Annotated in this window: 24 protein-coding genes; 18 read left to right on the top strand and 6 right to left on the bottom strand. The window is 62.0% G+C overall.

Annotated elements, in window-relative coordinates; genetic code table 11:
- Positions 1 to 9: 9 nt before the first annotated feature.
- Positions 10 to 699, bottom strand: a complete 690-nt coding sequence (locus RAS12_RS13885) for a response regulator transcription factor (protein ID WP_006225021.1) — start codon at positions 697 to 699, stop codon at positions 10 to 12.
- A 347-nt stretch (positions 700 to 1046) separates the two neighbouring features.
- Between RAS12_RS13885 and recA the strand changes: the two genes are divergently transcribed.
- Both recA and recX read left to right on the top strand, forming a co-directional pair.
- Entirely contained in the window at positions 1047 to 2108 is a 1062-nt protein-coding gene (gene recA, locus RAS12_RS13880; RefSeq protein ID WP_306950829.1) for a recombinase RecA, read from the top strand.
- A 124-nt stretch (positions 2109 to 2232) separates the two neighbouring features.
- Positions 2233 to 2919, top strand: a complete 687-nt coding sequence (gene recX, locus RAS12_RS13875) for a recombination regulator RecX (protein WP_306950827.1) — start codon at positions 2233 to 2235, stop codon at positions 2917 to 2919.
- A 91-nt stretch (positions 2920 to 3010) separates the two neighbouring features.
- Here the strand turns inward: recX and RAS12_RS13870 are convergent, their stop codons facing one another.
- Positions 3011 to 3928 carry a LysR family transcriptional regulator gene (locus RAS12_RS13870; protein WP_306950825.1) on the bottom strand — a complete coding sequence of 306 codons (918 nt, stop codon included), beginning with the start codon at positions 3926 to 3928 and terminating at the stop codon, positions 3011 to 3013.
- Between the two features lie 195 nt (positions 3929 to 4123).
- On the opposite strand from RAS12_RS13870, the gene metE reads away from it, so the two are divergent.
- The 13 genes from metE to ppa all read left to right on the top strand — a co-directional run bounded on the left by metE (position 4124) and on the right by ppa (position 20985).
- A complete protein-coding gene (metE, locus tag RAS12_RS13865; RefSeq protein ID WP_306950823.1) occupies positions 4124 to 6421 on the top strand; it encodes a 5-methyltetrahydropteroyltriglutamate--homocysteine S-methyltransferase in 2298 nt (765 codons plus the stop codon).
- A gap of 162 nt (positions 6422 to 6583) precedes the next feature.
- Entirely contained in the window at positions 6584 to 10579 is a 3996-nt protein-coding gene (locus RAS12_RS13860; RefSeq protein WP_306950822.1) for a Pls/PosA family non-ribosomal peptide synthetase, read from the top strand.
- Positions 10576 to 11142, top strand: a complete 567-nt coding sequence (locus RAS12_RS13855; RefSeq protein WP_306951444.1) for a 4'-phosphopantetheinyl transferase family protein — start codon at positions 10576 to 10578, stop codon at positions 11140 to 11142. The genes RAS12_RS13860 and RAS12_RS13855 overlap by 4 nt, the downstream gene beginning before the upstream one ends.
- An 82-nt stretch (positions 11143 to 11224) precedes the next feature.
- Complete coding sequence (locus tag RAS12_RS13850; RefSeq protein ID WP_306950819.1) at positions 11225 to 11827, top strand: DUF2889 domain-containing protein; 603 nt, start codon at positions 11225 to 11227, stop codon at positions 11825 to 11827.
- 10 nt (positions 11828 to 11837) lie between these two features.
- On the top strand, positions 11838 to 12998 hold the full coding sequence (sucC, locus tag RAS12_RS13845; protein WP_306950818.1) for an ADP-forming succinate--CoA ligase subunit beta: 1161 nt from the start codon (positions 11838 to 11840) through the stop codon (positions 12996 to 12998).
- A gap of 20 nt (positions 12999 to 13018) precedes the next feature.
- The gene (gene sucD / locus RAS12_RS13840; protein ID WP_306950816.1) at positions 13019 to 13900 is read left to right on the top strand and encodes a succinate--CoA ligase subunit alpha; all 882 of its coding nucleotides are present in this window, start codon (positions 13019 to 13021) and stop codon (positions 13898 to 13900) included.
- Positions 13901 to 14160: 260 nt separating this feature from the next.
- Positions 14161 to 14859, top strand: a complete 699-nt coding sequence (locus tag RAS12_RS13835) for a TerC family protein (RefSeq protein ID WP_306950814.1) — start codon at positions 14161 to 14163, stop codon at positions 14857 to 14859.
- 111 nt (positions 14860 to 14970) lie between these two features.
- Complete coding sequence (locus tag RAS12_RS13830; protein WP_306951442.1) at positions 14971 to 15690, top strand: TerC family protein; 720 nt, start codon at positions 14971 to 14973, stop codon at positions 15688 to 15690.
- A gap of 118 nt (positions 15691 to 15808) precedes the next feature.
- The gene (gene hemC / locus RAS12_RS13825; RefSeq protein WP_306950812.1) at positions 15809 to 16756 is read left to right on the top strand and encodes a hydroxymethylbilane synthase; all 948 of its coding nucleotides are present in this window, start codon (positions 15809 to 15811) and stop codon (positions 16754 to 16756) included.
- Positions 16756 to 17574: a uroporphyrinogen-III synthase gene (locus RAS12_RS13820; protein ID WP_306950810.1), complete on the top strand. Its 819-nt coding sequence runs from the start codon at positions 16756 to 16758 to the stop codon at positions 17572 to 17574. Before hemC ends, RAS12_RS13820 begins: the two co-directional genes overlap by 1 nt.
- 37 nt (positions 17575 to 17611) lie before the next feature.
- Complete coding sequence (locus RAS12_RS13815) at positions 17612 to 18805, top strand: uroporphyrinogen-III C-methyltransferase (RefSeq protein ID WP_306950808.1); 1194 nt, start codon at positions 17612 to 17614, stop codon at positions 18803 to 18805.
- Positions 18806 to 18810: 5 nt separating this feature from the next.
- Positions 18811 to 20424, top strand: a complete 1614-nt coding sequence (locus RAS12_RS13810) for a heme biosynthesis HemY N-terminal domain-containing protein (RefSeq protein WP_306950806.1) — start codon at positions 18811 to 18813, stop codon at positions 20422 to 20424.
- Positions 20425 to 20454: 30 nt separating this feature from the next.
- Positions 20455 to 20985 carry an inorganic diphosphatase gene (gene ppa, locus RAS12_RS13805; protein ID WP_306950804.1) on the top strand — a complete coding sequence of 177 codons (531 nt, stop codon included), beginning with the start codon at positions 20455 to 20457 and terminating at the stop codon, positions 20983 to 20985.
- Here the strand turns inward: ppa and RAS12_RS13800 are convergent, their stop codons facing one another.
- From RAS12_RS13800 to RAS12_RS13785, 4 genes are all read right to left on the bottom strand, one after another.
- On the bottom strand, positions 20986 to 21822 hold the full coding sequence (locus tag RAS12_RS13800; protein WP_306950801.1) for an IclR family transcriptional regulator: 837 nt from the start codon (positions 21820 to 21822) through the stop codon (positions 20986 to 20988).
- A 15-nt stretch (positions 21823 to 21837) separates the two neighbouring features.
- A complete protein-coding gene (locus RAS12_RS13795) occupies positions 21838 to 22599 on the bottom strand; it encodes an SDR family NAD(P)-dependent oxidoreductase (RefSeq protein ID WP_306950798.1) in 762 nt (253 codons plus the stop codon).
- Positions 22599 to 23810, bottom strand: coding sequence for an ABC transporter substrate-binding protein (locus tag RAS12_RS13790; protein ID WP_306950796.1), 1212 nt, complete (start codon positions 23808 to 23810; stop codon positions 22599 to 22601). Before RAS12_RS13790 ends, RAS12_RS13795 begins: the two co-directional genes overlap by 1 nt.
- A gap of 81 nt (positions 23811 to 23891) precedes the next feature.
- Positions 23892 to 24290 carry a cupin domain-containing protein gene (locus tag RAS12_RS13785; RefSeq protein WP_054423485.1) on the bottom strand — a complete coding sequence of 133 codons (399 nt, stop codon included), beginning with the start codon at positions 24288 to 24290 and terminating at the stop codon, positions 23892 to 23894.
- Positions 24291 to 24464: 174 nt separating this feature from the next.
- Here RAS12_RS13785 and RAS12_RS13780 point away from each other — a divergent pair, with 174 nt between their 5' ends.
- Genes RAS12_RS13780 through RAS12_RS13770 form a run of 3 tightly spaced genes read left to right on the top strand, consistent with a single transcriptional unit; the run spans position 24465 to position 26722 of the window.
- On the top strand, positions 24465 to 25244 hold the full coding sequence (locus tag RAS12_RS13780) for an SDR family NAD(P)-dependent oxidoreductase (RefSeq protein ID WP_306950791.1): 780 nt from the start codon (positions 24465 to 24467) through the stop codon (positions 25242 to 25244).
- A gap of 10 nt (positions 25245 to 25254) precedes the next feature.
- Positions 25255 to 26028 (top strand): ABC transporter ATP-binding protein, encoded by a 774-nt coding sequence (locus RAS12_RS13775; RefSeq protein ID WP_306950789.1) that lies wholly within the window; start codon positions 25255 to 25257, stop codon positions 26026 to 26028.
- A gap of 1 nt (position 26029) precedes the next feature.
- Positions 26030 to 26722, top strand: a complete 693-nt coding sequence (locus RAS12_RS13770; RefSeq protein ID WP_306950787.1) for an ABC transporter ATP-binding protein — start codon at positions 26030 to 26032, stop codon at positions 26720 to 26722.
- The last annotated feature ends 7 nt before the right edge of the window (positions 26723 to 26729 follow it).

Genomic DNA, 26729 nt, shown 5'->3' with positions numbered 1-26729 from the left:
GACGCCGGCTCAGCTTGCGAGGTACGCGGCACCCTGGTCACGCTCCAAGCAATAGCCCAGGCCACGCACCGTCACGATCTTCACGCCGCTGGGCTCAAGTTTCTTGCGCAGGCGATGCACGTAGACCTCGATGGCGTTGGTGCTGACTTCTTCACCCCATTCACACAGGTGGTCAACCAATTGGGTTTTGCTGACCATACGGCCGCTGCGCGTCAGCAGAATTTCCAGCAAGCTGACTTCACGCGCGGACAGGTCCAGGGTTTGATCGTCCACGATGGCGACGCGGCCGGTCTGGTCGAACAGCAGCCGGCCGTGCTTGATCATCGTCGCGCCGCCGCCCGCGCCGCGCCGGGTCAGCGCCCGCACGCGCGCCTCTAGCTCGGACAGAGCAAAGGGCTTGGCCATGTAATCGTCGGCGCCCAGATCCAGGCCCTTGACCCGCTGCTCGATGCTGTCTGCGGCAGTCAGGATCAGGACGGGCAGGGCGGAATTGCGGGCGCGCAGCCGGCGCAGCACCTCAAGGCCCGCCAACTGCGGCAGGCCAAGGTCCAGGATGAGCAGGTCGAATGCTTGAGCGGCCAATGCGGAATCGGCGGCCAGGCCATCCCGCACGGCATCGACGGCATAGCCGTTGTGGCGCAATGAACGTGACAGGCCGTCGGCAAGAATGCTGTCGTCTTCGGCGATCAGAATACGCATTGGTTTGCTAAGGAATAGGACCCCTGTGCCGCCAGCGCTTTGCACGCTTGCTACCCCTCTTTGGGAGGCTTTCCACCTTGTGAGTGGCCCGGCGGCGGTCAGGGGACGAAACGCCGGTTTCGTTTGGGATTCTGTCATACGGCGACAAGCTTGCCCACCCAGGGTATACGTGCAAAATACTGGCACACTGTTTTTATATACAGTACAATCCGATGCCATAATCTGATCCGTAGCTAAAAGCTCGGCTGATCAAAGTAGCCGATCAAAAGTAGCTGATCAAATACAGACACCCGCTAGACCCTGCGGCACTCCCTAAGACACCAGATACGTTACAGACAGGACTCTACATGGACGACAAAACCACCAAGGCCGCCGCATCGGAAAAGGCTAAGGCGCTTGCCGCCGCGCTTTCGCAGATCGAAAAGCAGTTCGGCAAGGGCTCGATCATGCGCTACGGCGACAACGAGGTCTCGCACGACATCCAGGTGGTTTCCACGGGCTCCCTGGGGCTGGATATCGCACTGGGCGTTGGCGGCCTGCCGCGCGGCCGTGTGGTCGAAGTCTACGGCCCGGAATCGTCGGGTAAGACCACGCTGACGCTGCAAGTCATTGCTGAAATGCAAAAAATTGGCGGCACCTGCGCTTTCGTCGACGCGGAACATGCGCTGGACGTGCAGTACGCCAGCAAGCTGGGCGTCAACCTGACCGACCTTCTGATCTCGCAGCCGGACACGGGCGAACAAGCGCTGGAAATCACTGACGCGCTCGTGCGTTCGGGTTCCGTCGACCTGATCGTCATCGACTCGGTCGCGGCCCTGGTCCCCAAGGCTGAAATCGAAGGTGAAATGGGCGATTCGCTGCCCGGTCTGCAGGCTCGCCTGATGAGCCAGGCGCTGCGCAAGCTGACCGCCACGATCAAGCGCACGAACTGCATGGTCATCTTCATCAACCAGATTCGCATGAAGATCGGTGTGATGTTCGGCAACCCCGAAACCACCACCGGCGGTAACGCGCTGAAGTTCTACGCCTCGGTGCGTCTGGACATCCGCCGCATCGGTTCCATCAAGAAGGGCGACGAGGTTGTCGGTAACGAAACTCGCGTCAAGGTCGTGAAGAACAAGGTCGCGCCTCCGTTCAAGCAGGCCGAGTTCGACATCATGTACGGCACTGGCATCTCGCGCGAAGGCGAAATCATTGATCTGGGCGTTGCCGCCAATGTGGTGGACAAGGCCGGCGCGTGGTACAGCTACAACGGCAACCGTATCGGCCAGGGCAAGGACAATGTCCGCGAATACCTGAAAGAGCACAAGGAAATCGCGATTGAAATCGAGAACCGCGTTCGCGAGAACCAGGGCATCGTCAGCCGCGCCGCAGAATTCGTGCCCACGGTGGAAGACACCGCCGAGTAAGCTTTGGTCCCGTTGCCGCTTGCATAGCGTTGCAGGCGGCAGCCCATTGCGATCGGGCCTGGCCCGATGACTTGCGGCAGGCGCCATGACGGGCCTGCCGTAATGCATAGCACGCAGGAAGCGCATGAGCTGGAAATCGACCCCCGCGTCAGCCGACCGTCTTCGCGCCAAGTTGGATGACGAATTTGAAACCGTCGCCAAGCCGCAAGGCTTGCGGCGGAGTTCGGATGCGCGCCGCGAACAAGAAGCCGCAGCGTCCGCAGGCGAACCTGATCAGTGGCAACGCAGTTCGGAGCAACGTAGCGCCGAACGCGAACGCCGAGCCGCCGCTGGCGAAGCGTCTTCCGCAGAGGGCGGCAAGCAAGCGCGTAAGGGCCCGTCGCTGAAAATGCGCGCCGTGGGTTATCTATCGCGGCGCGAACATGCGCGCGAAGAGTTGTCGCGTAAGCTCGCGCCCTATGCCGAAGACGCCGGCGAGGTCGAAGCCACGCTGGACGCGCTGGAAAAAGAAGGCTGGTTATCTACGGAGCGCTTTGCCCAAAGTCTGGTACACCGGCGCGCCTCGCGTCAGGGGGCAGCGCGCATTGTGCAAGAGCTGCGCCAACACGGTGTGGACGATACCCAGGTCGCCGAATTCCGCGAGCAACTTCGCGCCACGGAATATGACCGTGCGCTGGAAGTCTGGAAGAAGCGCTTTGACGCCAAGCCAGCTGATCGCGCGGCCTATGCCAAGCAGGCGCGTTTCCTGGCCAGCCGTGGTTTTGCGCATGATGTGATCCGCCGTATCGTGGGCGACAGTGATGAAGACTGAGCGCTGCGTCTGTCTGCCGCCAAACACCAACCGCCCCGTAGGGCGGTTTTTTTTTCATGTCTCAGGGCCCCAAATGCAGGGGCGCGCTAGTTCACTTTGCCGACTTGATACCCGACAACGTCTTGAAGCACACGTCGCGCGTAATGGTCAGAAATTCGTCGATATACGAGGTGTCCGTATCTTCGCTGCGCACGGTAGCGTACAAGGTGCGCCAGACCCCTTGCGGACCCAAACGGCATAAGCGCAACCAGCCCTGATTCATATATTCGGTCAGCGCCCAATTGGGCAACGCCGCCACGCCCCGGTTGCTGGCAACCAACTGCGCAATGATGGGTGTGAGTTCCGCTTTGCGAATGGCGGCCGGTTCCACGTCGGCAGGGTCAAGAAAGGCGGTAAAGATGTCCAGACGCTGCTTGTCTACCGGATAGGTGATCAGGGTCTGATCGGCCAACTGGTCCGGCATGATGAATTTGCAGCTGGCCAGCGGGTTCGATTCCGACACGGCCAACACCAACTCGTACTTGAACAACGGCAAATACTCGACCGCTTCCAGCGGTTGCGGGTCAGACGTGATGACCAGGTCCAGATCGCCGCGCACCAAGGCTGGCAGAGGGGCGAACGAGAAAGCCGCTGACAAATCCAGCGCCACGTCTGGCCATTGGACCCGGAAGGCATCCAAGGCCGGCATCAGCCACTGGAAGCAGGAGTGGCAGTCAATGGCCAGATGCAGCCTGCCCGTACGGCCAGCCGCCAGGCGCTGCAATTCGCGTTCGGTGGCCCGGATGCGGGGCAGCACTTCGTCGGCCAGCGCCAGCACGCGCAAGCCGGCGGTTGTCAGCCGCGCTGGCCGGGTGCGCCGATTGAGCAGTGGCGTGCCCAGCCGGGTTTCCAGATCGCGCAATTGGTGCGACAGGGCAGACTGGGTCAGGTGCAGGCGTTCTGCGGCTTCTTGCAGGCTGCCGCCCTCGCGGATGGCGGTCAGCGTTTCAAGATGGCGGATTTCTAACATGTGGCGTGGCGATGACGTGAGGACACCGCAACTGGAATGGCTGCGGTTTCCGGCTCCGGACCCTTGGGGCGGGAATGAGCTTATATTGTATGAGAGTTATTCATCTTATGGATGTAGACATTGATTTTGATTCATTTTGGTTTGCCGTCAGAATAGTCGTCACTTGAACAAAATTTGTCTAACGGCGGTGTTCTCATGACTACTATTCATAATTTGGGGTTCCCCCGCATTGGTGCCCAGCGCGAATTGAAGCGCGCTGTTGAAGCGTATTGGGCAGGCAAGGAAACTGCCGGCTCGTTGCAAGAAACTGGCCGCCAACTGCGCGCCAAGCACTGGAAGCTGCAAGCTGCCGCGGGCCTGAAGTTCGTGCCCGTGGGCGACTTTGCCTGGTACGACCAGATTTTGGAATGGACCACGCTGCTGGGCGCCGTTCCCGCGCGCTTCGGCCAGAACGACAAAGAAGCGGTCTCGCTGGACACGCTGTTCCGTATGGGCCGTGGCCGCGCGCCGACCGGCAAGCCGGCCGCTGCTTGCGAAATGACCAAGTGGTTCGACACGAACTATCACTACATCGTGCCGGAACTCGCGCCCAACCAGACTTTCCGCATTGCGCGTGAATCGCTGTTCGAGCAAATCCAGGAAGCGCAGGCGCTGGGCCACGCCGTCAAGCCTGTGATTCCGGGCCCGCTGACCTGGCTGTATCAAGGCAAGGGTGATGCCTTTGCTGGCGGCGCCGCCGATGCAGGCAAGCTGCAATTGCTGGCATCGCTCGTGCCCGTTTACGAAGAAGTGCTGGCTCGCTTTGCCAAGCTGGGCGTGGAATGGGTGCAGATCGATGAACCGATTCTGGTGCTGGATCTGCCGCAAGCCTGGCGCGATGCCTATAAGCAGGTCTACGGCACGCTGTCCGCCAGCCCCGTCAAGCTGCTGATCGCCACTTACTTTGATGGCCTGAAGGACAATCTGTCCACCGTTCAAGCGCTGCCCGTTGCCGGTTTGCACGTGGATCTGGTCCGCGCGCCGGAACAATTGGCTGATGTCGTGGCCGGTCTGGGCGCCCAGCAAGTGTTGTCCGCTGGCGTTATCAACGGCCGCAATATCTGGCGTACCGATCTGGACGCCGCCATTGCCACATTGGCTCCGGTCAAGCAGCAATTGGGTGACCGCCTGTGGCTGGCCCCTTCGTGCTCGCTGTTGCACGTGCCGGTGGATCTGACCAACGAAACCGAACTGGACGCTGAACTCAAGAGCTGGCTGTCGTTTGCCGCGCAAAAGCTGGAAGAACTCAGCCTGCTGGGCCGTGCGCTGGATAACGCAACGGAACCCTCGGTGCAGGACGGACTGATCAAGCAGCGCGCCGCTCTAGCCGCGCGCCGTTCGTCGCCGCGTATTCACAACCCGGTGGTGGGTCAGCGTATGGCGACTGCCGCCGCTGTGTCGCGTGACCGTGCGCCGTTCGCCGGCCGTATCGCACGCCAGCAAGAACAACTGGGCCTGCCCGCCTACCCGACGACCACGATCGGTTCGTTCCCGCAGACCGCCGAAATTCGCGCACTGCGCCGCGATTGGAAGTCAGGCGCGCTGACGGATTCGGGCTACGAGACCGCCATCCGCAAGGAAATCGAAGAAGTCATCCGCTTCCAGGAAAAGGTGGGTCTGGACGTGCTGGTGCACGGCGAACCCGAGCGCAATGACATGGTGGAATACTTTGGCGAACTGCTGGCCGGTTTTGCCTTCACCAAGAACGGCTGGGTGCAAAGCTACGGTTCGCGTTGCGTCAAGCCGCCGATCATCTTTGGTGACGTGGCCCGTCCCGCGCCGATGACCGTGGGCTGGTCGTCGTTTGCTCAATCGCTGACCGACAAGCCGGTCAAGGGCATGCTGACTGGTCCGGTCACCATCCTGCAATGGTCGTTCGTGCGTGACGATCAGCCGCGTGAACAGACCTGCCGCCAACTGGCGCTGGCCCTGCGCGACGAAGTGGTGGATCTGGAAACCGCCGGCATCAGCGTGATTCAGATTGACGAGCCGGCGATTCGCGAAGGCTTGCCGCTGCGCCGCGCCGACTGGAAGGCGTACTTGGACTGGGCCGTGGACTGCTTCCGTCTGTCGACCGCCGGTGTGCGTGATGAAACCCAGATTCACACTCACATGTGCTATTCGGAGTTCAACGACATCATCGAATCGATCGCCGCCATGGATGCGGACGTGATCACGATCGAAACGTCGCGCTCCAACATGGATCTGCTCAAGGCGTTTGAAGACTTCGACTACCCGAACGACATCGGCCCCGGTGTGTACGACATTCACTCGCCCAACGTGCCCGAAGTGGACTGGATGGTCGGCCTGATGGAAAAGGCGGCAGCTCGTCTGCCCAAGGAGCGCCTCTGGGTGAACCCGGATTGCGGTCTGAAGACGCGTGCCTGGCCGGAAACTGAGGCCGCGCTGATCGGGATGGTGCAAGCTGCCCGCGCCCTGCGCAAATCGGCTTAAACAGCACAGCGGTTCCCGGAAAGTATCTTCCGGGGTTGCGGAAAACCTCGGGTTTGTGGCGTTCGTGCACAAACCCGAGGTTTTTTGCATTCGGGCTTGAACGAAATCCTGCGGCGTGGGTCAATAAACAAAAATCCTCACAGCCGGATTGTTGCCGTTCCTATGATTCTTCAAGGCCCTTATCGGTCCGATCTGCTTCTTGCGGAAACGTTGCCCGATATTCTGGAAGCCACGATCCAGCGGTTTCCCGCCGCCGCCGCCATTCAATGGCTGGATCAAACTCTGAACTACGAGACACTGGGTCAGCGCGCTGATCTGGCGGCGCATCATCTGATCGAAGCCGGTGTGCGGCCTGGCCATATTGTGGGTCTGTGCCTGCCGCGTGGCGCGGACCTGCTGGTGATGCAGGCGGCCATCGCCAAAGCGGGCGCCGCCTGGCTTCCATTTGAATCCGACACGCCACCCGACCGTATGTTGGTCTGTCTGCAAGACGCGGGCGCCAATGGGCTGATCGCGGGTGCGGATGTGAGTCTGGAAGGCATGACAACGTGGACCACCTGGGCCTTGTCCGAGCCTGCGGACGGGGCGTTGCGCAAGCGGGAAGGGCTGATGCCCGAGCATCCCGCCTACGTGATCTACACGTCCGGCTCCACCGGCAAGCCCAAGGGCGTGCCGATCAGCCAGGCCAGCATCTGTCATTTCTTGCGCAGTGAAAACGAGGTGCTGGGCGTCCGCCATGGAGACAAGGTCTACCAGGGATTCTCGGTCGCCTTCGACATGTCGTTCGAAGAAATCTGGATCAGCTACCTGGTCGGCGCGACCTTGTGGGTCGCGCCCAAGATGTTGACGACCGACCCGGAAGGACTGCCAGATGCTCTCGTGCGCGAAGGCGTCACGGTGCTGCATGCCGTGCCGACGTTGCTGGCTTTGTTTGCTCGTGATGTACCCGGCTTGCGCATCGTGAATCTGGGTGGCGAGGTGTGTCCGGACTTCCTGGTGCCGCGCTGGGCCACGCCCGGCAGGCGCTTGTTCAATACTTATGGCCCGACCGAAACCACCGTGTCCGCCAGTTTGGCAGAGCTTCTGCCCGGGCAGCCGGTAACGATCGGCACGCCCTTGCCGAACTACGGCATGCTGATCCGCGGCGAAGATGGCGCGGTGCTGCCGCAGGGGCAGGTGGGCGAACTGTGCATTACCGGGCCGGGTGTGGCGGGCGGGTATCTGGGCCGCGCCGAACTGACGGCCGAGAAATTTCTGGCCAATCCCCGGCCCAGCGGCGACCACGATACCCGGATGTACCGCAGCGGCGATCTGGCGCGCATCGATGAGCATGGGCAGATTCAGTGTCTGGGCCGCAGCGACGATCAGGTCAAAGTTCGAGGCTTTCGGGTTGAGCTGGGTGAAATCGAGGCGGCGCTATACCGGCAGGCTGGCGTGGGCGCTGCGGCCGTCGTGCTGCGTGACTTGGCTGGCATCGAACAATTGGTGGCCTTTCTGAAGCCGGAAGGCGAATGCAGATTGGACCCGCACGCTTTGCGCGTGGCGCTGGGCGCGGAATTGCCCGCCTACATGATTCCGGCGCGCTTTGAACTGGTGGCCGATGTGCCGAGACTGACGTCGGGCAAGATCGACCGCAAGACGCTCAAAGCGCGAGAACTTGAAACCGTCTCTGAACCTAGCGGTGAAGACGACGAGCCCGTGACGGCAGGAGAGGTGGCGCTGTTTGAAGCGCTGCGGCCACTGTTTCCCGGGCAACCGTTGCGGCTGGCCAGCGATTTCTTTCGTGATCTTGGCGGCCATTCCCTGTTGGCCGCGCGCCTGGTGTCGTCTCTGCGGAAACATCCGCATTTCTCGGCGCTGACGATGCATGAGCTTTATCAGCATCCCGGGTTGGGTTCGCTCGCGGCGCGGCTGGACGCGCTGGCGCAGGCAGATGTTGCAGCGGCCGCCAGCGCGGCTGCGCGGCCAGGCCAAGAACGGGACGCAACGGCAGTCCCGGCGGCGGCGCCCGAATGGCGCCGCTGGACTTGCGGTCTGGCCCAATTGACCGCGCTGCCGCTGTTGATCGGCGTGCGCATGTTGATCTGGCTGACGCCATTCTTTACCTATCACTACTGGACGGGTGACGAAGGCGATTCGGTCTGGCGCGCCGTGGCCTTGTCCATTGCCAGCTATCTGGCCTGCAATTTGTTGAGCTTCGGCGTGGCGGTGGCCTGTAAGTGGGGCATTCTGGGGCGGCTGAAACCCGGCCGCTATCCGCTTTACGGCTGGTTGTTTTACCGCTGGTGGCTGGTGGACCGCGTGATGGATATTCCGCCTGCTCACTTGCTTGCCGGATCACCGTTGCAAGTCTGGTATCTGCGCGCTCTGGGTGCGCGCATTGGCCGCGATGCCGCCATCAGCCGCATATCGGTGCGTGCGCCGGACCTGCTGTCGGTGGGCGACGGAGTGAGCATCGGCGCTGCGGTAAACCTGGAGAACTTCGCGGTGCGCGGCGGCATCTGGGAAGTGGCGCCCATCACGCTGGCCAACGATGCCTACGTCGCATCCTATGCAGTATTGCAGGGCGACGTGGCGTTGGGTGTAGGCGCCCGGCTCGAAGGCTTGTCGTCATTGGCCTCGGGCTCTCGTGTTCCGGCGGGGCAGATCTGGACTGGCGCGCCAGCGCGCCATGATCCCCAGGCGCGCACGCCTGAATTGCCGCCGCGCCCCGTACGCGAAGGCGTCTGGAGCCGGCTTGATGTGCTGGCGTACGCCGCCGGCGGCACGCTGATCGCCGCGCTCTTCTTCATGCCGGTGTTTCCCAGCTTTGTGCTGATCGACTGGATCGACGCGCGCTGGCTGGACTTGATGAGCTCGCGCGCGTCCTGGCCCTACGCCTTCCTGTGCTATCTGCTGCTGGCCTTGCCGGCCAGTGCCTTGCTGTTGTTTCTGACGGTGCTGGTTTCCGCCATGTTGCGCTGGGCGCTATTGCCCAGGCTGTCCGGCGGGCGCTGGCCCGTTTATGGACAAATCTATCTGCGTCGCTGGCTGACCAATCAAATCCAGGAATCCAGCTTGAGCGTGTTGCACGGCCTCTATGCGTCGATCTATGCCGGCACGTGGTATCGCTTATTGGGCGCAAAGGTGGGGCGCGGCACCGAGATCTCAACGGCCATGGGTATCGTGCCCGACATGCTGACGCTGGGCCGCGACAGCTTTATCGCCGATGGCGTCATGCTGGGCGACGAAGAAATAGACCGCGGTTGGATGACCATGCGCCCGACCATCATCGGCAACCGCAGTTTCGTGGGCAACGGAGCTTATGTGCCCGACGGGTCCGTGCTGCCGGACGATGTGCTGATCGGCGTGCAGAGCCGCGCGCCGGCCAACGGCCGTATGGCCAGCGGACAGACCTGGCTGGGCAATCCGCCGCTGGCGCTGCCAGCGCGCGAGCAAACGGCCGGCTTCGCGGCGCACCTGACTTTCCGCCCCAGCTTGGGCCGCAAGATTGCGCGTGGCGCGGTGGAAGGCATGCGCATGATTCTGCCGCTGGCGGTGGTGATTGCGGTGGGTTACCTGACCGTGATGAAAGTCATACCTATCGCGGCGGCCGAAGGTTTTCTGGCCGCCTTCGATGAACTGATGCTGGCAGGCGTGCTGTACGGCATCGGCACCTTCCTGTTCCTGGTCTTGCTGAAATGGGTGCTGATCGGCCGCTACAAGCCCCGCGCGGAACCGATGTGGACGCCTTTCGTCTGGAAGAGTGAAGCGGTGACGAGCCTGTACGAATCCATTGCGGTGCCCAATTTTTTCAATTTTCTGCGCGCAACACCCTGGCTGCCGCTGGCGATGCGCTGCATGGGCGCCAAGATTGGCAAGCGCGTCTTTATGGACACCACTGATTTGACCGAATACGACTGCGTTTCGGTGGGCGATGATGCCGTGCTGCATGCCTGGTCCGGCCCGCAAACCCATCTGTTCGAGGATCGAGTCATGAAAATCGGCCGGGTCAGTATCGGGCGCGGCGTCAACGTAGGACCGCGCACCACGATCTTGTACGACACCCATGTCGAGGACCATGCGCGGCTTGGGCCGCTGACCCTGGTGCTCAAGGGCGAGACGATTCCGGCCGGCCAGGCCTGGATGGGGAGTCCGGCCACACCGTGGACAGAATGACTGGCCAGATATTGAGGCTGACCGGGGAGGGTGCTCCCGTCGAGTTGTGGCTGATGCGCCTGGCGGCCGCCCGTGGCGCCCAGCGTCAGGCTGCCCGCGAGTGGCTGGCCGCAGAGTTGCAACGGCGCGAACCGAGCCTGCCCGCATGGGTAGAAACGTCCAAAGGGCCCGCACGGCCGCCGGGTGCGCGATGGAACAGTTCCTTTTCTTACTGTGGCCCCTATATTCTTTGCGGTTTGTCCCAGTCGGGCATGCCAGGCGTGGACCTCACCACCGCAGATACCTGGGAAGGGGCCGACGACGTGGCCCGGCTCTATGGCGGACCGGAAGCGGCCAAGATGGTGGCTGGCAGCCCGCCCTCCTGCCGGGCGGACATCTTTGCTCAGATGTGGGGCGCTTTGGAGGCTCGTCTGAAGGCTTGCCGGCGGGGCCTGGAGGAATATTCGCCCCAGCGCGACCTGCATCTGGCCGCCGCCGGCCTGACCTGCCAGGTCAGGCATGGCAGGCTTTGGGCATCGTCCGCCCTGTGTCCTGATAGGGGAAATGCCCAACAAGGCGCTTGATCTGGAGCCGCCTGCGCTATACTTTGAAGGTTTTGTTGCCGCGCACCATGCGCAGGCCATCTTCGCCCCGCAGGCCCCTAGCATGCCCTTGCCCCCTCCCGAATATCCTCGCCAACCGCTGCACACACGTTCCATACGTGTGCAGTCGTATGCGCGCGATGACGGGCATTGGGATCTGGAAGCCGAGCTGATCGACGCCAAGGCGTACGATTTTCCCAAAAGCGACGGCAAGATGTTCAAGGCCGGGCAACCCATCCACCATATGCACTTGCGCATCACCATCGACGAGAATTTCTTGATCGTGGCGGCGCAGGCTGTCTATGACGCGGCCCCTTATGGCGGTCATTGCATGGCAATCGAGCCGGCTTACACTGATTTGATCGGCATGAACCTGCTCAAGGGTTTTCGCCGCCAAGTCAAGGAGCGGTTCGGGCATGTGGACGGCTGTACGCACATGACCGAGCTGTCGCAGGTGCTTCCCACCGCGGCGGTCCAGACCATGGCCAACCGCCGGCGGCAGGAAACCAACCCGAACCGGCGTCCATTCCAATTGGATGGCTGTCATGCGCTGAGCACTGATGGCCCGGTGGTGGCTGAGCACTATCCCAAGTGGTACACCGGGGGTAGCACTGAGGCATCGGCCGATTCGTCCTCCGATTCACCTTCTTTTTCTCATACGTCCTGACAGGTAACACATGAAAATCCACGAGTATCAAGGTAAGGAACTGCTGAAGCAATTTGGCGTCCCCGTGCCGCGCGGGATCCCCGCACTTTCCGTCGACGAAGCCGTGGCTGCCGCTGAAAAGCTGGGTGGACCGGTTTGGGTCGTCAAGGCACAAATCCACGCGGGCGGCCGCGGCAAGGGCGGCGGCGTCAAGCTGGCGCGCTCGCTGGACGACGTCCGCAAGCTGGCCTCGGAAATCCTGGGCATGCAGCTGATCACGCACCAGACCGGCCCGGAAGGCCAGAAGGTTCGCCGCCTGTACATCGAAGACGGCGCCGACATCCAGAAGGAATACTACGTGTCGCTGGTCACTGACCGCGCTACGCAGAAGGTTGCCTTCATCGCTTCCAGCGAAGGCGGCATGGACATCGAGGAAGTGGCTCACTCCACCCCCGAAAAGATCATCACCGAATACATCGACCCGCTGACCGGCCTGTCCGTTGAGCAAGCCACCAAGATCGCCAACGCGATCGGCCTGCCCGCCGACTCGACCGCCCAAGCCGTGGACGTGTTCCAGAAGCTCTACAAGTGCTACATGGACACCGATGCTTCGCTGGTCGAAATCAACCCGCTGAACCGCGATGGCAAGGGCAACATCATCGCCCTGGACGCCAAGTTCAACTTTGATCCGAATGCCCTGTTCCGCCACCCGGAACTGGTCGCCTACCGCGATCTGGACGAAGAAGATCCGGCTGAAATCGAAGCCAGCAAGTTCGACCTGGCCTACATCCAGCTCGACGGCAACATCGGCTGCCTGGTGAACGGCGCTGGTCTGGCCATGGCCACGATGGACACCATCAAGCTGTTCGGCGGCGAGCCGGCCAACTTCCTGGACGTCGGCGGCGGCGCCACGGCTGAGAAGGTCACGGAAGCCTTCAAGATCATGCTCGCCAACAAGAGCGTGAAGGCCATTCTGGTCAACATCTTCGGCGGCATCATGCGCTGCGACGTCATCGCCGAAGGCGTGATCGCTGCTTGCAAGGCCGTCAACCTGAACGTGCCGCTGGTCGTCCGCATGAAGGGCACCAACGAAGAACTCGGCAAGAAGATGCTGGCTGACTCCGGTCTGCCGATCATTAGTGCCGACACGATGGCCGAAGCGGCCACCCGCGTCGTAGCCGCCGTCAAGTAAAAAAAAGCTAAGGATTCACAATGTCGATTCTGATCAACAAGGACACCAAAGTCATCACCCAGGGCATCACGGGCAAGACGGGCCAGTTCCACACCCGTATGTGCCGTGAGTACGCCAATGGTAAAGCCGCCTTCGTGGCCGGCGTTAACCCCAAAAAGGCGGGTGAAGACTTTGAAGGCGTGCCGATTTTTGCTTCGGTGAAAGACGCCAAGGCTGACACCGGTGCGACCGTGTCCGTCATTTACGTGCCGCCCGCCGGTGCTGCTGCCGCCATCTGGGAAGCCGTTGAGGCCGAACTGGAACTGGTGATCTGCATCACCGAAGGCATCCCGGTCCGTGACATGCTGGAACTCAAGAACCGCATGAAGGCCAAGGGCAGCAAGACGCTGCTGCTGGGCCCGAACTGCCCCGGCCTGATCACGCCCGACGAAATCAAGATCGGCATCATGCCCGGTCACATCCACCGCAAGGGCCGCATCGGCATCGTCAGCCGCTCCGGCACCCTGACGTACGAAGCCGTGGCGCAAGTCACCGAACTGGGCCTGGGTCAATCCAGCGCCGTCGGTATCGGTGGCGATCCCATCAACGGCCTGAAGCACGTTGACGTGCTGAAGCTGTTCAATGACGATCCCGACACCGACGCCGTCATCATGATCGGCGAAATCGGCGGTCCGGACGAAGTCAACGCTGCTGAGTGGGCCAAGGACAACATGAAGAAGCCGGTCGTCGGCTTCATCGCTGGTGTCACGGCTCCTGCCGGCAAGCGTATGGGCCACGCTGGCGCCCTGATCTCCGGTGGCGCCGATACGGCTGATGCCAAGCTGGAAGTCATGGAAGCTTGCGGCATCCGCACGACGCGCAACCCCTCCGAAATGGGCAAGCTGCTCAAGTCGGTGCTGTAAGTCTTCAGCGTTCGCGTTCAAAAAGCCCGCTTCGGCGGGCTTTTTGTTGTCTGGCCGTCTGAGGCACTAGGGAAATCCCGTGTCCATATCGCGGTCGCCCCAGCATACGGAAAGCTGAACGAAACTATAATGAAAGAAATTTCGCACGTACCCTGCAAGAATGCCGTCGGGCTCGCACCAAGACGGTCAGTACGGCTTTCATTTTTTTTCGTCCATTAATTTGGTTTGTCCTAGGGGGATCACACCTAGGAAAGAGAGGCATGGAACTCAGTTCAGCGGCATTCTGGATAGCGTTGCTCCAGATTATTTGGGTCAACATTCTGCTATCAGGCGACAACGCCGTGGTTATTGCGCTGGCGGCGCGTTCGTTGCCTCCGGCTCAACAGAAGAAAGCGATCACGATCGGCTCCGCCGCCGCGATCATCATGCGTATCGTGCTGACCCTGGTGGCGGCCAAGTTGTTGCTGTTGCCATGGCTAAAGCTGATCGGCGCGCTGCTTCTGGTCTACATTGGCGTGACGCTGCTGTTGCCGGAAGGCGAAGAAGACAGTGCGGGCAAGAAGCAGGGCAATTTGTTGACGGCAATTCGCACTATCATGATTGCCGATCTGGTCATGAGTCTGGACAACGTGGTGGCGGTTGCCGCTGCGGCGATGGGCGACACGACCTTGCTGGTTCTGGGCTTGGCGATCAGCATCCCCTTGGTTATCTTTGGCAGCACGCTGCTTTTGAAGGTCATCGAGCGGTTTCCCCTTATTGTGTGGGTGGGTGCAGCGTTGCTGGGCTTCATTGCTGGTGAGTTGTTGGTGGGTGACCCCGCCTTGCAGGAACCGGTGGCGCGCATCGACGCGGCATTGGGCGTTACACAGCACAGTTTCGAATTGATGACGGGCGTGCTTGGCGCAGTGCTGGTGCTGGCAATTGGTAAAGTTTTGCTGATGCGCCAGAAAGCTGACTGAAAGCTGAATTACAATAATTAGTTGTTTTGAATGACCTTGCCGCGTAAAACGCGGCAAGGTGGCCGGCTCGGGACCGGCCTTCTTTTCATAAATGCCTTCGGGGGTTCTATAGTGCTTGAGTTTTTCCAGACGCTGAGTTGGGCAGCGGTATTTCAGATCATCCTCATCGATATTCTTCTCGGCGGCGATAACGCCGTCGTGATCGCGCTGGCTTGTCGAAACCTGGCGCCCAAACAACGCATGCAGGGCATTCTGTGGGGCACCGCGGGCGCCATCATCCTGCGTGTCGTGCTGATCGCTTTCGCGCTGACGCTGCTGTCGATTCCGTTCCTGAAGGTCGTCGGCGGCCTGCTGCTGGTCTGGATCGGCGTCAAGCTCTTGATTCCCGAAGACGATGCCCATGGCAACGTGAAGGGCGGGACATCCATTGCCGCAGCCATCAAGACCATCATCATTGCTGACTTCGTGATGAGCCTGGACAACGTGATCGCCATTGCCGGCGCGGCCCAGAACGCCCATGCCGACCACCAGATCGGTCTGGTGGCCTTCGGCCTGATCGTCAGTGTGCCGATCATCATCTGGGGCAGCACGCTGGTTCTCAAGCTGATCGACAAGTATCCGCTCGTCATTACGCTGGGTGCCGCGCTGCTGGGCTGGATCGCTGGCGGCATGCTGATTACCGATGTTGTTGTCGAACGTCAATTCGGTGTTCAGCCGACTGCGGTTAAAATCGGTGCAGAAATTATTGGCGCCTTGCTCGTTGTTGTCCTTGGACGGTGGCTGGCAAGCCGCAAAACCGCTTCCAAGGAATCAGCACATGAGTCTGCGTAGATCCGTCGATCCCCAGCAATCCGAATCGGGCCTGAGCCTCCTTCAGGGCCTTTTCGTGCTGGCCATCCTCGGGGTAGTCGCGACGGTCATCGTCTCCAATTTTGTTTGATGACCTCACGTGTCTCTTCCGCAACGCCTGGTCATCGCGACCCGCGCCAGCCGGCTTGCCCTGTGGCAAGCCGAGCATGTGCGCGACCGGCTGCGCACGCTGTACCCAGCGTGCGCGGTTGAGCTTCTTACCCTGACGACCCGAGGTGATCAGATCCTTGACCGCACACTGTCAAAAGTGGGTGGCAAAGGACTGTTCGTCAAAGAACTCGAAAATGCGTTGCTCGATGGGCGCGCCGATCTGGCCGTGCACTCCTTAAAGGACGTGCCGGTCGATCTGCAAGCCCCGTTCGAGCTTTGCGCCGTTCTTGATCGCGCGGACCCGCGCGATGCCTTCGTGTCCAACCACTACGCTACGCTTGCCGATTTGCCGGCTGGCGCAGTCGTGGGCACGTCCAGCCTGCGCCGTGAATCCCAGATTCGCGCACGCTATCCCGAACTTGTGGTCAAGCCGCTGCGCGGTAATCTGGACACTCGCCTGGGCAAGCTCGATAAAGGCGAATACGACGCCATTGTGCTGGCCGCTGCCGGTCTGGAACGTTTGGGCCTGGGGGCGCGAATCAGCAGCCTGCTGGACCCGTCCGACAGCTTGCCGGCCGCAGGGCAGGGCGCTTTGGGCATCGAAATCCGTGATGACCGCGACGATATGCGCGGGTGGCTCGCGCCGCTGATCAGCGCTGGCACGACGTCCTGCGTGGTGGCCGAACGCGCGGTGTCGCGCCGGCTGGGCGGCTCCTGTCAGGTGCCGTTGGCGGCATTCGCCGAAATCTCTGGCGGCACCTTGTCCTTGCGTGCGCTGGTCGCGTCTCCGGATGGCCTGCGTATGGTTCATACGACCCGCAGCGGTCCTGTGGCCGAGGCCAATGCCATTGGCGAAGCCGCTGCGCAAGAGCTACTGGATTCCGGAGCTCAGGCCATCCTGCAGGAACTGCTGCAAGAACCCCGGTCCGAAGACTGATGGACAAGGCGCCCGCAGCCGCCGAAACGCCGCGAGTCGCCGTCCTGACGCGGCCTGCGGGCCGCAACGAGGCGCTGGCCGGCCGTCTTCAAGACGCCGGCTGGTCGACCTGCATCCTGCCCGCGCTGGAAATCCATCCCTTGCCGGTTGCCGCCGCAGACTTGCCGCGCCCGGCCGATTTCGACATGGCGGTCTTTGTGAGCGGCAACGCCGCCCGGCAATATTTGGATCAGCTCGCCAGCGTTGATGGCCAGACCCCTTGGCCCACGCAGACGACCGTCGCAACAGTCGGCCCGGCCAGCGCGCAAGGACTGCGCGAATTGGCGGGTTTTGGCGCGAATACAACAGTTCTGCATCCTGATGGCAATGCACTCAGCCACGATTCCGAAGCCCTGTGGGAAGTGCTTTGCGGCTTGCCGCAGTTGCCCCGCCGCGTGTTGCTTGTGCGCGGCACGCAGGGCAGGGACTGGCTCGGCGACAAACTAGCGGCGCATGGCGTGGCGGTGACACGTCATGCGGCGTACATGCGGCGGCCAGCCGCCTGGGATGCCGGACAACTGGCGTCATTGCGCCGTTGGGCGGATACCGGAGCTGGCGCGACATGGCTGATTACCAGCGGAGAGGGCGCCGATGCCGTGCGGGCCTCCCTGGACGCAGCAGGGCTTGCCAGTTGGTGGGAGCAATGCGGCTTTGTATTGACCCACCCCTCATTGACGCGCCGTGTGCCGCAGCCCTGTCATGGCGCCACATCGTCAGCAGTGGTAAAAATCTGCTTGCCCAACGACGAGTCGATATTCCAGGCTTTTGTTGCTGACTGATTCGTTGCATCGGACTGACACCGAATACAATCGCGTCATGACAGACAAGACTCCCGCTACCGATCCGGTCGTTCAATCGGCCGCCCCGGGCGCAAGCTCGCCCGCATCGGCCCCGGCCGATTCCGTCAAGGCCCGTCCGGCCAAGCGCGGCAGTGGCCCGCTGGTCACCGCCCTGATAATCGTCATTCTGCTTGCCGTGGGCTTGGGTTACGCCCTTTGGAAGCAGCGCACGCAATTCGTGTCCGCCGGGCGCGAAGTCGCTTCGCGCATCGATACGCTGAGCGCTGACGTTGCGCAGGCCCGCAAGGACACGCGCGAAGCGTTGGCGCTGGCGCAGGCGCAGGCTGGCCGCGTAGGCGAACTTGAAGAATCCGTCCGTGAAACGCAAAGCCAGTACAACGCCTTGCAACTGGCCTGGCAGAACTTCAACGACAGCGCCAGCGACGAACTGCTGGCCAATGACGTGGAACGCCTTCTGACCATCGCCAACCAGCAACTGCGTCTGGCCGGCAATGTTTCCAACGCCATCGTGGCGCTGGAAACCGCGCAATCGCGTCTGGCGCGCGCCGACCGTCCGCGTTTCGCCAGCCTGCAACAATCGATCAACGGCGACCTGGATCGCCTGCGTGCCGTATCTACCGTAGACATTCCTGCCCAATCCTCGCGCATCGAACGTCTGGTGGCGCTGGTTGGGAAGGCCCCCTTGCTGGTGCCGGATTCCGTTGCCCCGGGTATTGCGCCCGCTGGTGAAATCCGTCCCGCCGTGGCGCCTGCGCCTGCCGTGGACCCGCAAGCCGGCCTGCCTGCCGACGCGCCCTGGTGGCAGCGTTGGCGCGCCGAAGTGGCTTCCTGGCCAGGCCGTGCGGGGACTGCTCTGGCGCATGAGCTGGGCGGCCTGATCACGATTCAACGCGTGGATGAGCCGGCCGCGCTGCTGTTGTCGCCCGAGCAGGCTGACCAGGTGCGCGGCACGCTGCGTCAGCGTCTGCTGACGGTGCAACTGGCCATGCTGATGCGCCAGCCCGCTATCTGGAAGAGCGAGCTCGACAATGTCGGTGTGACGCTTGCCAAGTATTTCGATAATCGTTCGCCCGATACGGTCGCCGCCCAAACGCTGGCGCGTGAACTTGCACAGACCGACATCGCCGTGCGCATGCCGGAAGTGGCAGACAGCCTGAACGCCGTCGCCGCTTTGCGGGCTGCGGGTTTCAAGACTAGCGATCAGGACTAAGGCATATGCGTACCTGGTTCTGGACACTGCTGCTCGCCGTCATAGCCGTCGCTCTGGCGGTGGTGCTGCGCTCGCATTCCGGCAACGTGCTGTTGCTGGTCTGGCCGTGGCGCATCGGGATGTCGCTGACGCTTGCCGTCTTGCTGATCGTGGCGGCTTTTATCGTGCTCTATGTGGGCTTGCGATTGCTGGCATGGCTGCTGGCCATTCCTGATCGCGTCCGTGTGTGGCGTGGCAAACGCGCGCAGGCGCGCGATCACGAATTGCTGGAACGCGGCTGGATTGGCCTGCTTGAAGGCCGTTATGCGCACGCCGAAAAGGATCTGACCAAACTGCTGGATCAGACCAAAGTGCAGACCCGCCGCGTGCTGGCGGCGCTGTCAGCCGCACGCGCTGCCCACGGCTTGGGCGAGTTCGACCGGCGCGACCGTCTGTTGGCGACCGCGCAGGAACACGCGGGTACGGACCCCGGCCTGGTTGAAGCCACGGCTACGGTGTCCGCCGACATGCTGCTGGATCAAGGCCACGCCGAGCGCGCTTTGGCTGTGCTGGCGCCGTTGGCTGATGGTGGCGCGCGTCATCTGCACACGATGCGTTTGCTGTTGCGCGCCCACACGGCCCTGCACCATGACGAACAGGTTTTCACGCTGGCTCGCGGTCTGGTGCGCCGTAATGCTCTGGCGCGCGGCGAAGCCGATCTGCTGATCGACGCCTCTGGCGCGGCGCGTCTGCGTGCAGGCGCCAACAGCGATGCCTGGCGCGCTATCTGGAAAGATCTGAAAGCCGAAGAACGTCTGCTGCCGGATGTGGCGCTGGCAGGCGCAGCGGCCTTTGACGCCGCCGGCGAACCCAACGAAGCCGCCCGCGTGCTGGAAGCCGCCGTTGCCGTAAAGTTCAATCCCGCGTTGGTTGCCGCGTATGCTCGCTGCGAAGCCGAACAGGTCTCGCGCCGTCTGGCCAAGGCAGAAACCTGGTTGCAGCAGCGCCCCACCGATCCCGATTTGTTGACCGCGCTGGGCATGCTCTGCCTGAACGGCCAACTGTGGGGGCAGGCTGAACGTTATCTGCTGCGCAGCCTCAGCCGCCGCAGCGATGCGCAGACTCACGCACTGCTGGGCAGCTTGTACGACCGCCTGGACCGTCCTGCCGATGCCGTGCGCCACTGGCGTTTGGCGACAGCAGCCAGCATGGCTTTGCCGGTGCTGGCGGTTGACGCAATTTTGCCGGCCGCAGACACGGGCTTGGACCCGTATCGCGTAGACGCCGAAGGCGGCTATGCGGTGGGCTTGTCGGATACGGATAGCGACACCGATTTGGGTGGCGACTACCCGGCGCTTCCGCCTGCCGTGGCAGCCTCGGCTGCCGACTATGTGTTGGACCCGGACGCTCGTGTCAGCCGCGAACAGCGCGACCGTGCGCTGGCGCCGGAAGATGCTCCGCTGGCTGGCGGCACGTCCGACATCGACGAGTACTTCGACAGCGCCCCCATACCGGCGGCAGCTTTTGATGAACCCGTGCCTACGTATTCGCCGGCGCCGCCCGCCAGCCCGAAGCCCGCGCCTGCCGTGGTGCCCGTGCCGGCCACCAAGCCGCCGTTCAAGAACGACGGCTCGCTCTAATCATTCTTCAGACAAACACAAGGTTGAATCATGAGTCTTGATCGCGTCTCCCCTGGCAAGAATCTGCCGGAAGACTTCAACGTCATCATCGAAATCCCCATGAACGCCGACCCGGTAAAGTACGAGGTCGACAAAGACTCGGGCGCGATTTTCGTTGACCGTTTTATGCTGACGGCCATGCACTACCCGTGCAACTACGGCTACATCCCGCAAACTCTGTCGGACGATGGCGACCCCGCCGACGTGCTGGTGCTGACCCCGTTCCCGATCCAGATCGGCGCCGTCGTGCGCTGCCGCGCCATTGGCGTGCTGGAAATGGACGATGAGTCGGGTGGCGACGCCAAGCTGCTGGCCGTGCCGATTGAAAAGCTGTACCCCCCGTACCGCAACATCAAGTCCTACGAAGATCTGCCGACTGAAGACGTCGCTCGTATTCAGCACTTCTTCGAGCACTACAAGGACCTGGAAAAGGGCAAGTGGGTCAAGGTCAAGGGCTGGAAGGGCGTCGACGCTGCTCACGAAGAAATCGTGAATAGCGTAGAGCGCTACAACAAGGCCTGATCAGGCTTTGGGCCGCGCCGGTGTTGCACCGGCCGGCGCTCTGAGGCGGCGCGGCCGCGACGGCATGATGCCGATCGCCGCCGCGCCGTTGCTTTGCGGAGCTTGCAGATTCTGCGATACCTGCGCAGCCGCAATCTGTATGCGCGCCTGCAATACCTCCAGCCGTTCAGCAGAAGTGCGCGCCTGGGCTGCAATGAAGACCAGGCTGCCAACCACCTTCTGATCCGGACTGAAGATGGCCGAGCCTATCCCCATCAGCCCGCGGTCAACTTCCCCATGGGACACGCACACGCCTGCGCTGCGCAATTGCTTCAGGTTTGCGCGAAATTCATCCCAGTCGTCTCCCAGCCCGGCCTCGCGTATTTCCGCGGCGTGCCACAGCATCAGGTTGCGCAACTGGTAGGGGGGCAGGTTGGCAAGAATGGGTTTGGCCGTCGCGCCCCGGAACATCGGGAAAGGCCGCCCGCGCGCGTAGCTGGATTCAATGGATTGATCCGTCCAGTAGCGGTCCACGCACATGACCTTGTCGCCGTAATAGCTGCACAGCATCAGGTTGGCGTGCAGTTCATCGCCCGTGGCTCGCATGACGTCGCGTGCGGCCCGCATCAGCGGATCGTGCTGGCGCAGATGGCGGTCCAGTTCGATGATGCGCGAGCCCAGCACGTAGGCGCCGCCCGCAGTGGGCGCCAGTAACCCGCTTTCGGTCAGCGACTTCAGATAGCGATAAGCAGTGGCGCGTGAGCACTCCAGATGCGCCATGACATCCTCCTGGAACGCGGCGGTCGTGTCGTCGCGAAAGAGGTCTAGGATGGACAACATGCGGTCGGGAGTGCTCATTGCGAAAAGGCGCGCCTAATGAATGTGGAAGCCGCCATTGACGTCGACCACGATGCCGGTTGAATAAGAGGACAGGTCCGATGCCAGAAAAAGGATGGCTTGTGCGACTTCGACGGGCGAGCCGAAACGCTGTAGCGGAATGCCCTGTTTGAGTTCTTGTTCCCAATTTTCGCCGAATTTCCCCAGCGTCATGTCGGTTTCAATAATGCCTGGCGCCACGCAGTTGGCCCGAATGCCGCGCGGCCCCAATTCCCGGGCCAACGCCTTGGTGAAACTGATGACGCCGCCCTTGGACGCCGCGTAATGCGAACCGCCCAGCAGCCCGCCGCCCCGCAAGGCGGCGGTGGACCCCAGATTGACGATGGCGGGACGCCGCGTGCTTTCCAGGAGCGCTGGCAGCGCGGCATGTGTGACGTTGTAGGTGCCCGTCAGGTTGACCTCAATCATGCGGCGGAATTCGTCTTCCGGCAGATCCCAGATGCGGGTGGCGGCGACGATGCCGGCGTTGTTCACCAATACGTCGATGCCTCCTAGCGCCGCGTTCGCTTGCGCCAGCGCGGCTTCGCATGAAGCGCCGCGTGAGACGTCGCAGTGCAGGTTGACTCGGCCTTGCACAAGCGCGGCGTCTTCGCCGTCGGGGTAAGCCTGGTCCAGCACAGCGACCGTCGCGCCCTGTGCCAGGAACAGCTCGACAATCGCGGCGCCGATGCCCCGGGGGTTGGCGCCCCCCGTGACAACGGCGCGTTTGCCGGCCAGTAGTTGCGGGGCGCCATCCATTACGACTTCACCAGCGAGCAGCCGCCATCCTTCAGCGGACGGAATGCCTGTTCAGCAGGAATCTTGCGCACCAGGTTGTAGTAGTCCCAATCACGCTTGGATTCCGACGGCTTTTTCACCTGGAACAGATACAGGTCGCGCATCACGCGCCCATCTTCACGGATGCGGCCGTTTTCGGTCATGAAGTCGTTAATGGGCGTGTCGTGCATCTTCTTGATGACCGCTTCGGACGCGTCGGTACCGGCAGCCTTGACCGCATTCAAATAGTGCATGGTGGCGCTGTAGTTGCTGGCCTGCACCATGGACGGCATCCGGCCAGTGCGTTTGAAATAGCGTTCAGACCATTGCCGCGCCTTGTCGTCCTGATCCCAGTAGAAGGGCTCGACCAGGTTCAGCCCTTGCGCGTATTCCAGCCCCACGCTGCGCACGTCCACGATGCTCATGAAGAGCGCCGCCACACGTTGCTTGCTGCCCATGATGCCGAATTCAAACGCCTGCTTGATGCTGTTGATGGTGTCGCCGCTGCCGTTCGCCAGCCCGATGACCTGAGCCTTGGAAGCCTGCGCCTGGAGCAGGAAGGATGAAAAATCCGAACTGGCGATGGGGTGGCGCACGCTACCCACCACTTGTCCGCCCTTGGCTTTCACTACGGCCATTGCGTCACGCTCCAGCGAATGGCCAAAGGCGTAGTCAGAGGTAATGAAATACCAGCTTTTGCCGCCGTCTTCCATCACGCCGTTGGCTACACCAGTGGCATAGGCATAGGTGTCGTAAGTCCAGTGCATGCCGTTGGGCGAGCAGGCTTTTCCTGTCAGATCAGCCGAGCCCGCGCTGGTGAAGATCACCACGCGTTTCATCTGGCGCGTCAAATCCTGCACGGCCAGCGCGATAGCGGAATTCGGCACATCCAAAATCAGATCGACCTTGTCGTTCTCGTACCAGCGGCGCGCAATCGACACGCCGATGTCCACCTTGTTCTGGTGGTCGGCGGAAATGACTTCGATGGGTTTGCCCAGCACGGAGCCGCCAAAATCTTCGACCGCCATCTTCACGGCCTCTACGCCGAACTTGCCGGACAGGTCGGCCATCATGCCGGACTGGTCGCCCAGTACGCCGATCTTCACGACATCATCGGACACTTGCGCGTGAGCGGATACGGACAAGGCGCCCAACACGCAGGCGGCCAGGGTGTTCTTGAAACGGGTCTTCATGGGTTGTCTCCCTTGGGGGCTTGGTTCTCTGCATGCCGCCCTGTGCCGGGCGGTCTAGCGGGGTCATGACTGCGCAGCGGCCTATTCCAGTGTTTGTCCGGCGTAGGCGTCAATGAACAGATTGGGTTTCAGAAAAAAGCTGAGTACCAGCGCGCCGTTGGGCGCGCGCGCCACGTGCTGGTTGCCGCGCGGGCGCCATACGTAGTCGCCTGCGCAAACTTCACCTTCGGCGTCCACGATCGAGCCTTCCAGCACGTAGGTCTGTTCGACTTCAACGTGTTCATGCAGCGGCAGTTCGGTGCCGGGCTGCCAGCGGAACAGGGCGGTAAGCAGACCGGACTCTTTGTCCTGCATCAGCACCTTCATGTCGATGCCTTCTACCTGCGTTGGTTTCCAGGGCAGATCAGCGACTTTCAGGAAGCGCGAGGCCAGCGGCGGCAGCGCGTTGGCTGCCGGGCAGCCGGGGGTTTCGAGGGCCATGGTTGTCTCCTAGCCAGAACTCGTTATTAGAGATTAAGGAAGAATCTTGTTATTGAGTGTTTAAAAATAGTCGCGTATATTGAGATTAATGTCAATCGTGATTTCGCAAAGACGAACACAGATAGGCACAGGCCGGACCTAGAGATCTGGTGCATATAAGACAAGGAGACAAGCTTGAAGAACGACTATCTGAACCAGACGTTCGGTCTGGCGGGGCGCGTCGCGCTGGTGACGGGCGCAGCACGGGGGCTGGGGTTTGCGATCGCGCACGGCTTGGGAAAAGCCGGTGCGCAGGTGGTGGTAAACGACCTGTCGCAGGATGCTTGCGAAGCCGCCCGCGAGCGGCTGGCAGCTGACGGCATCCAGGCCCACATCGCGCCGTTTGATGTGGCGGACGGCGCGGCAGTAGCGGATGCCGTGGCTAGTCTGGAAGACGCTGGCGTTGCCATTGATGTGCTGGTCAGCAATGCTGGCAATCAGAACCGCAAGCCGGTCGTCGAGATGTCGCCAGCCGAATGGCAGACTCTGCAAAATGTGCACGTCAATGGCGCTTTTCATTGCGCACGCGCCGTGCTGCCCGCGATGAGCAAACGCGGTTTTGGCCGCATCGTTTTGATGTCGTCGGTGGCCGGTCAGGCCACGATGCCGAACATTGCTGCTTATGCCACCGCCAAAGGCGCAATTGCTGCCTTCGCGCGTGCGCTGGCAGTGGAGTACGGCGCAAGCGGCATCACTTGCAATGCCCTGGCGCCGGGTTTCGTGCGCACCGATTTCACGCAGGGACTGCAAGACAATCCACAGTTCCAATCCTTCTTGGCTACGGCCGTTCCCACCGGGCGCTGGGCCACGCCGGAAGATATTGCGCCGGCCGTGGTGTACCTGGCATCGCCGGGCGCGTCGTTCGTCAACGGGCACGTCCTGGCGATCGACGGCGGCCTTTTGGCCCGCATGTAGGACGACGGCCATGAGCACCAAAGCGCTTCCTAACGCGGTTCTCTCTGCAGAAGGGCTGGTCAAGCGATTCGGCGGTTTCAATGCCGTCGATGGCGTGACGCTCTCTTTGCAAGAAGGGTCCATCCATGCCTTGATCGGCCCTAACGGCGCCGGCAAAACCACCTGCTTCAACCTGCTGACGAAGTTCCTCACGCCTGACGCGGGCGTCATCCATTATCGCGGCCGCGATATCACGGCGCTTTCGCCGGAAAGCATCGCACGGCTGGGCATCGTCCGTTCCTTCCAGATATCTGCGGTGTTTCTGGGGCTGACTGTGTTGCAGAACATGCGCGTCGCCCTCATGCGCCAGCACGGCGACGGTCTGCGTTTTTGGCGCAGCCGCCGCAGTGTCGATCGCCTGAACGGGCGCGCGCTGGAGCTGCTGGATGCGGTGGGCCTGGCGAATCTGGCGGACACTACCGCCGCTTTGCTGCCTTACGGCCGCAAGCGGGCGTTGGAAATCGCCATGACTCTGGCGCTGGACCCGGAAATCATGCTGCTGGACGAACCCATGGCGGGTTTGGGCCAAGAGGACGTGGTCCGCATCGCCGCCTTGATCCGGCGCGTGTCCGTGAATCGCAGCATTCTGATGGTTGAGCACAACCTGTCGGTGGTGGCTGACCTGTCCGACACCATCACGGTTCTTGCGCGCGGCGCAGTGCTGGCGCAGGGTGACTATGCCGCTGTGTCGCGCGATGAGCGCGTCATTACGGCCTACATGGGTTCGGACGAGGAGGCGCACTGAGATGCTGTCGATCAAGAACCTCAACGCCTGGTATGGCGAGTCCCATGTGCTGCATGGCGTGAACCTGGACGTAAAGCGCGGTGAACTGGTCACCATTCTGGGCCGCAACGGCGCAGGCAAGACAACAACCTTGCGCGCCATCATGGGCATCATGGATAAGCGCAGCGGCTCTATCCGCCTGAATGACCAAGAGACCGTGGGCATGGCGCCGCACCGCATTCCGCGGCTGGGCGTGGTGTATTGCCCCGAAGAACGGGCGGTGTTTCGCAGCCTGAGCGTGACCGAGAACCTGATGCTGCCGCCCAAGCTGGCGCAAGGGGGAATGTCGCTGGACGAGATCTACACGCTGTTTCCGAACCTGCGCGAACGCAGCGCCAGTTCGGGCGGCAACCTCTCGGGCGGTGAACAGCAGATGCTGGCGATTGCGCGCATCCTGCGTACCGGCGCTCAACTGATCTTGCTGGACGAACCCACCGAAGGTCTGGCGCCCGTCATCGTGCAGCAGATCGGGCAGGCCATCCGCACGTTAAAGGAGCGCGGCTTCACCATCGTGCTGGTCGAGCAGAACTTCCGCTTTGCGACCAAGGTGGCTGACCGCCACTACGTCATGGAGCATGGCTGCGTGGTCGACCAATTGTCGGCGGACGAGGCGCGTCTTGATCCTGCCCGGATCGCGCGCCGCCTGGGCGTTTGAGGGGGAG

Origin of the sequence: Achromobacter seleniivolatilans (assembly GCF_030864005.1) — a bacterium.
Classification (GTDB): Bacteria; Pseudomonadota; Gammaproteobacteria; order Burkholderiales; family Burkholderiaceae_B; genus Achromobacter; species Achromobacter seleniivolatilans.
Note: the sequence above shows the minus strand (reverse complement) of the source record. Positions and strands in the feature narration are given on the sequence as shown.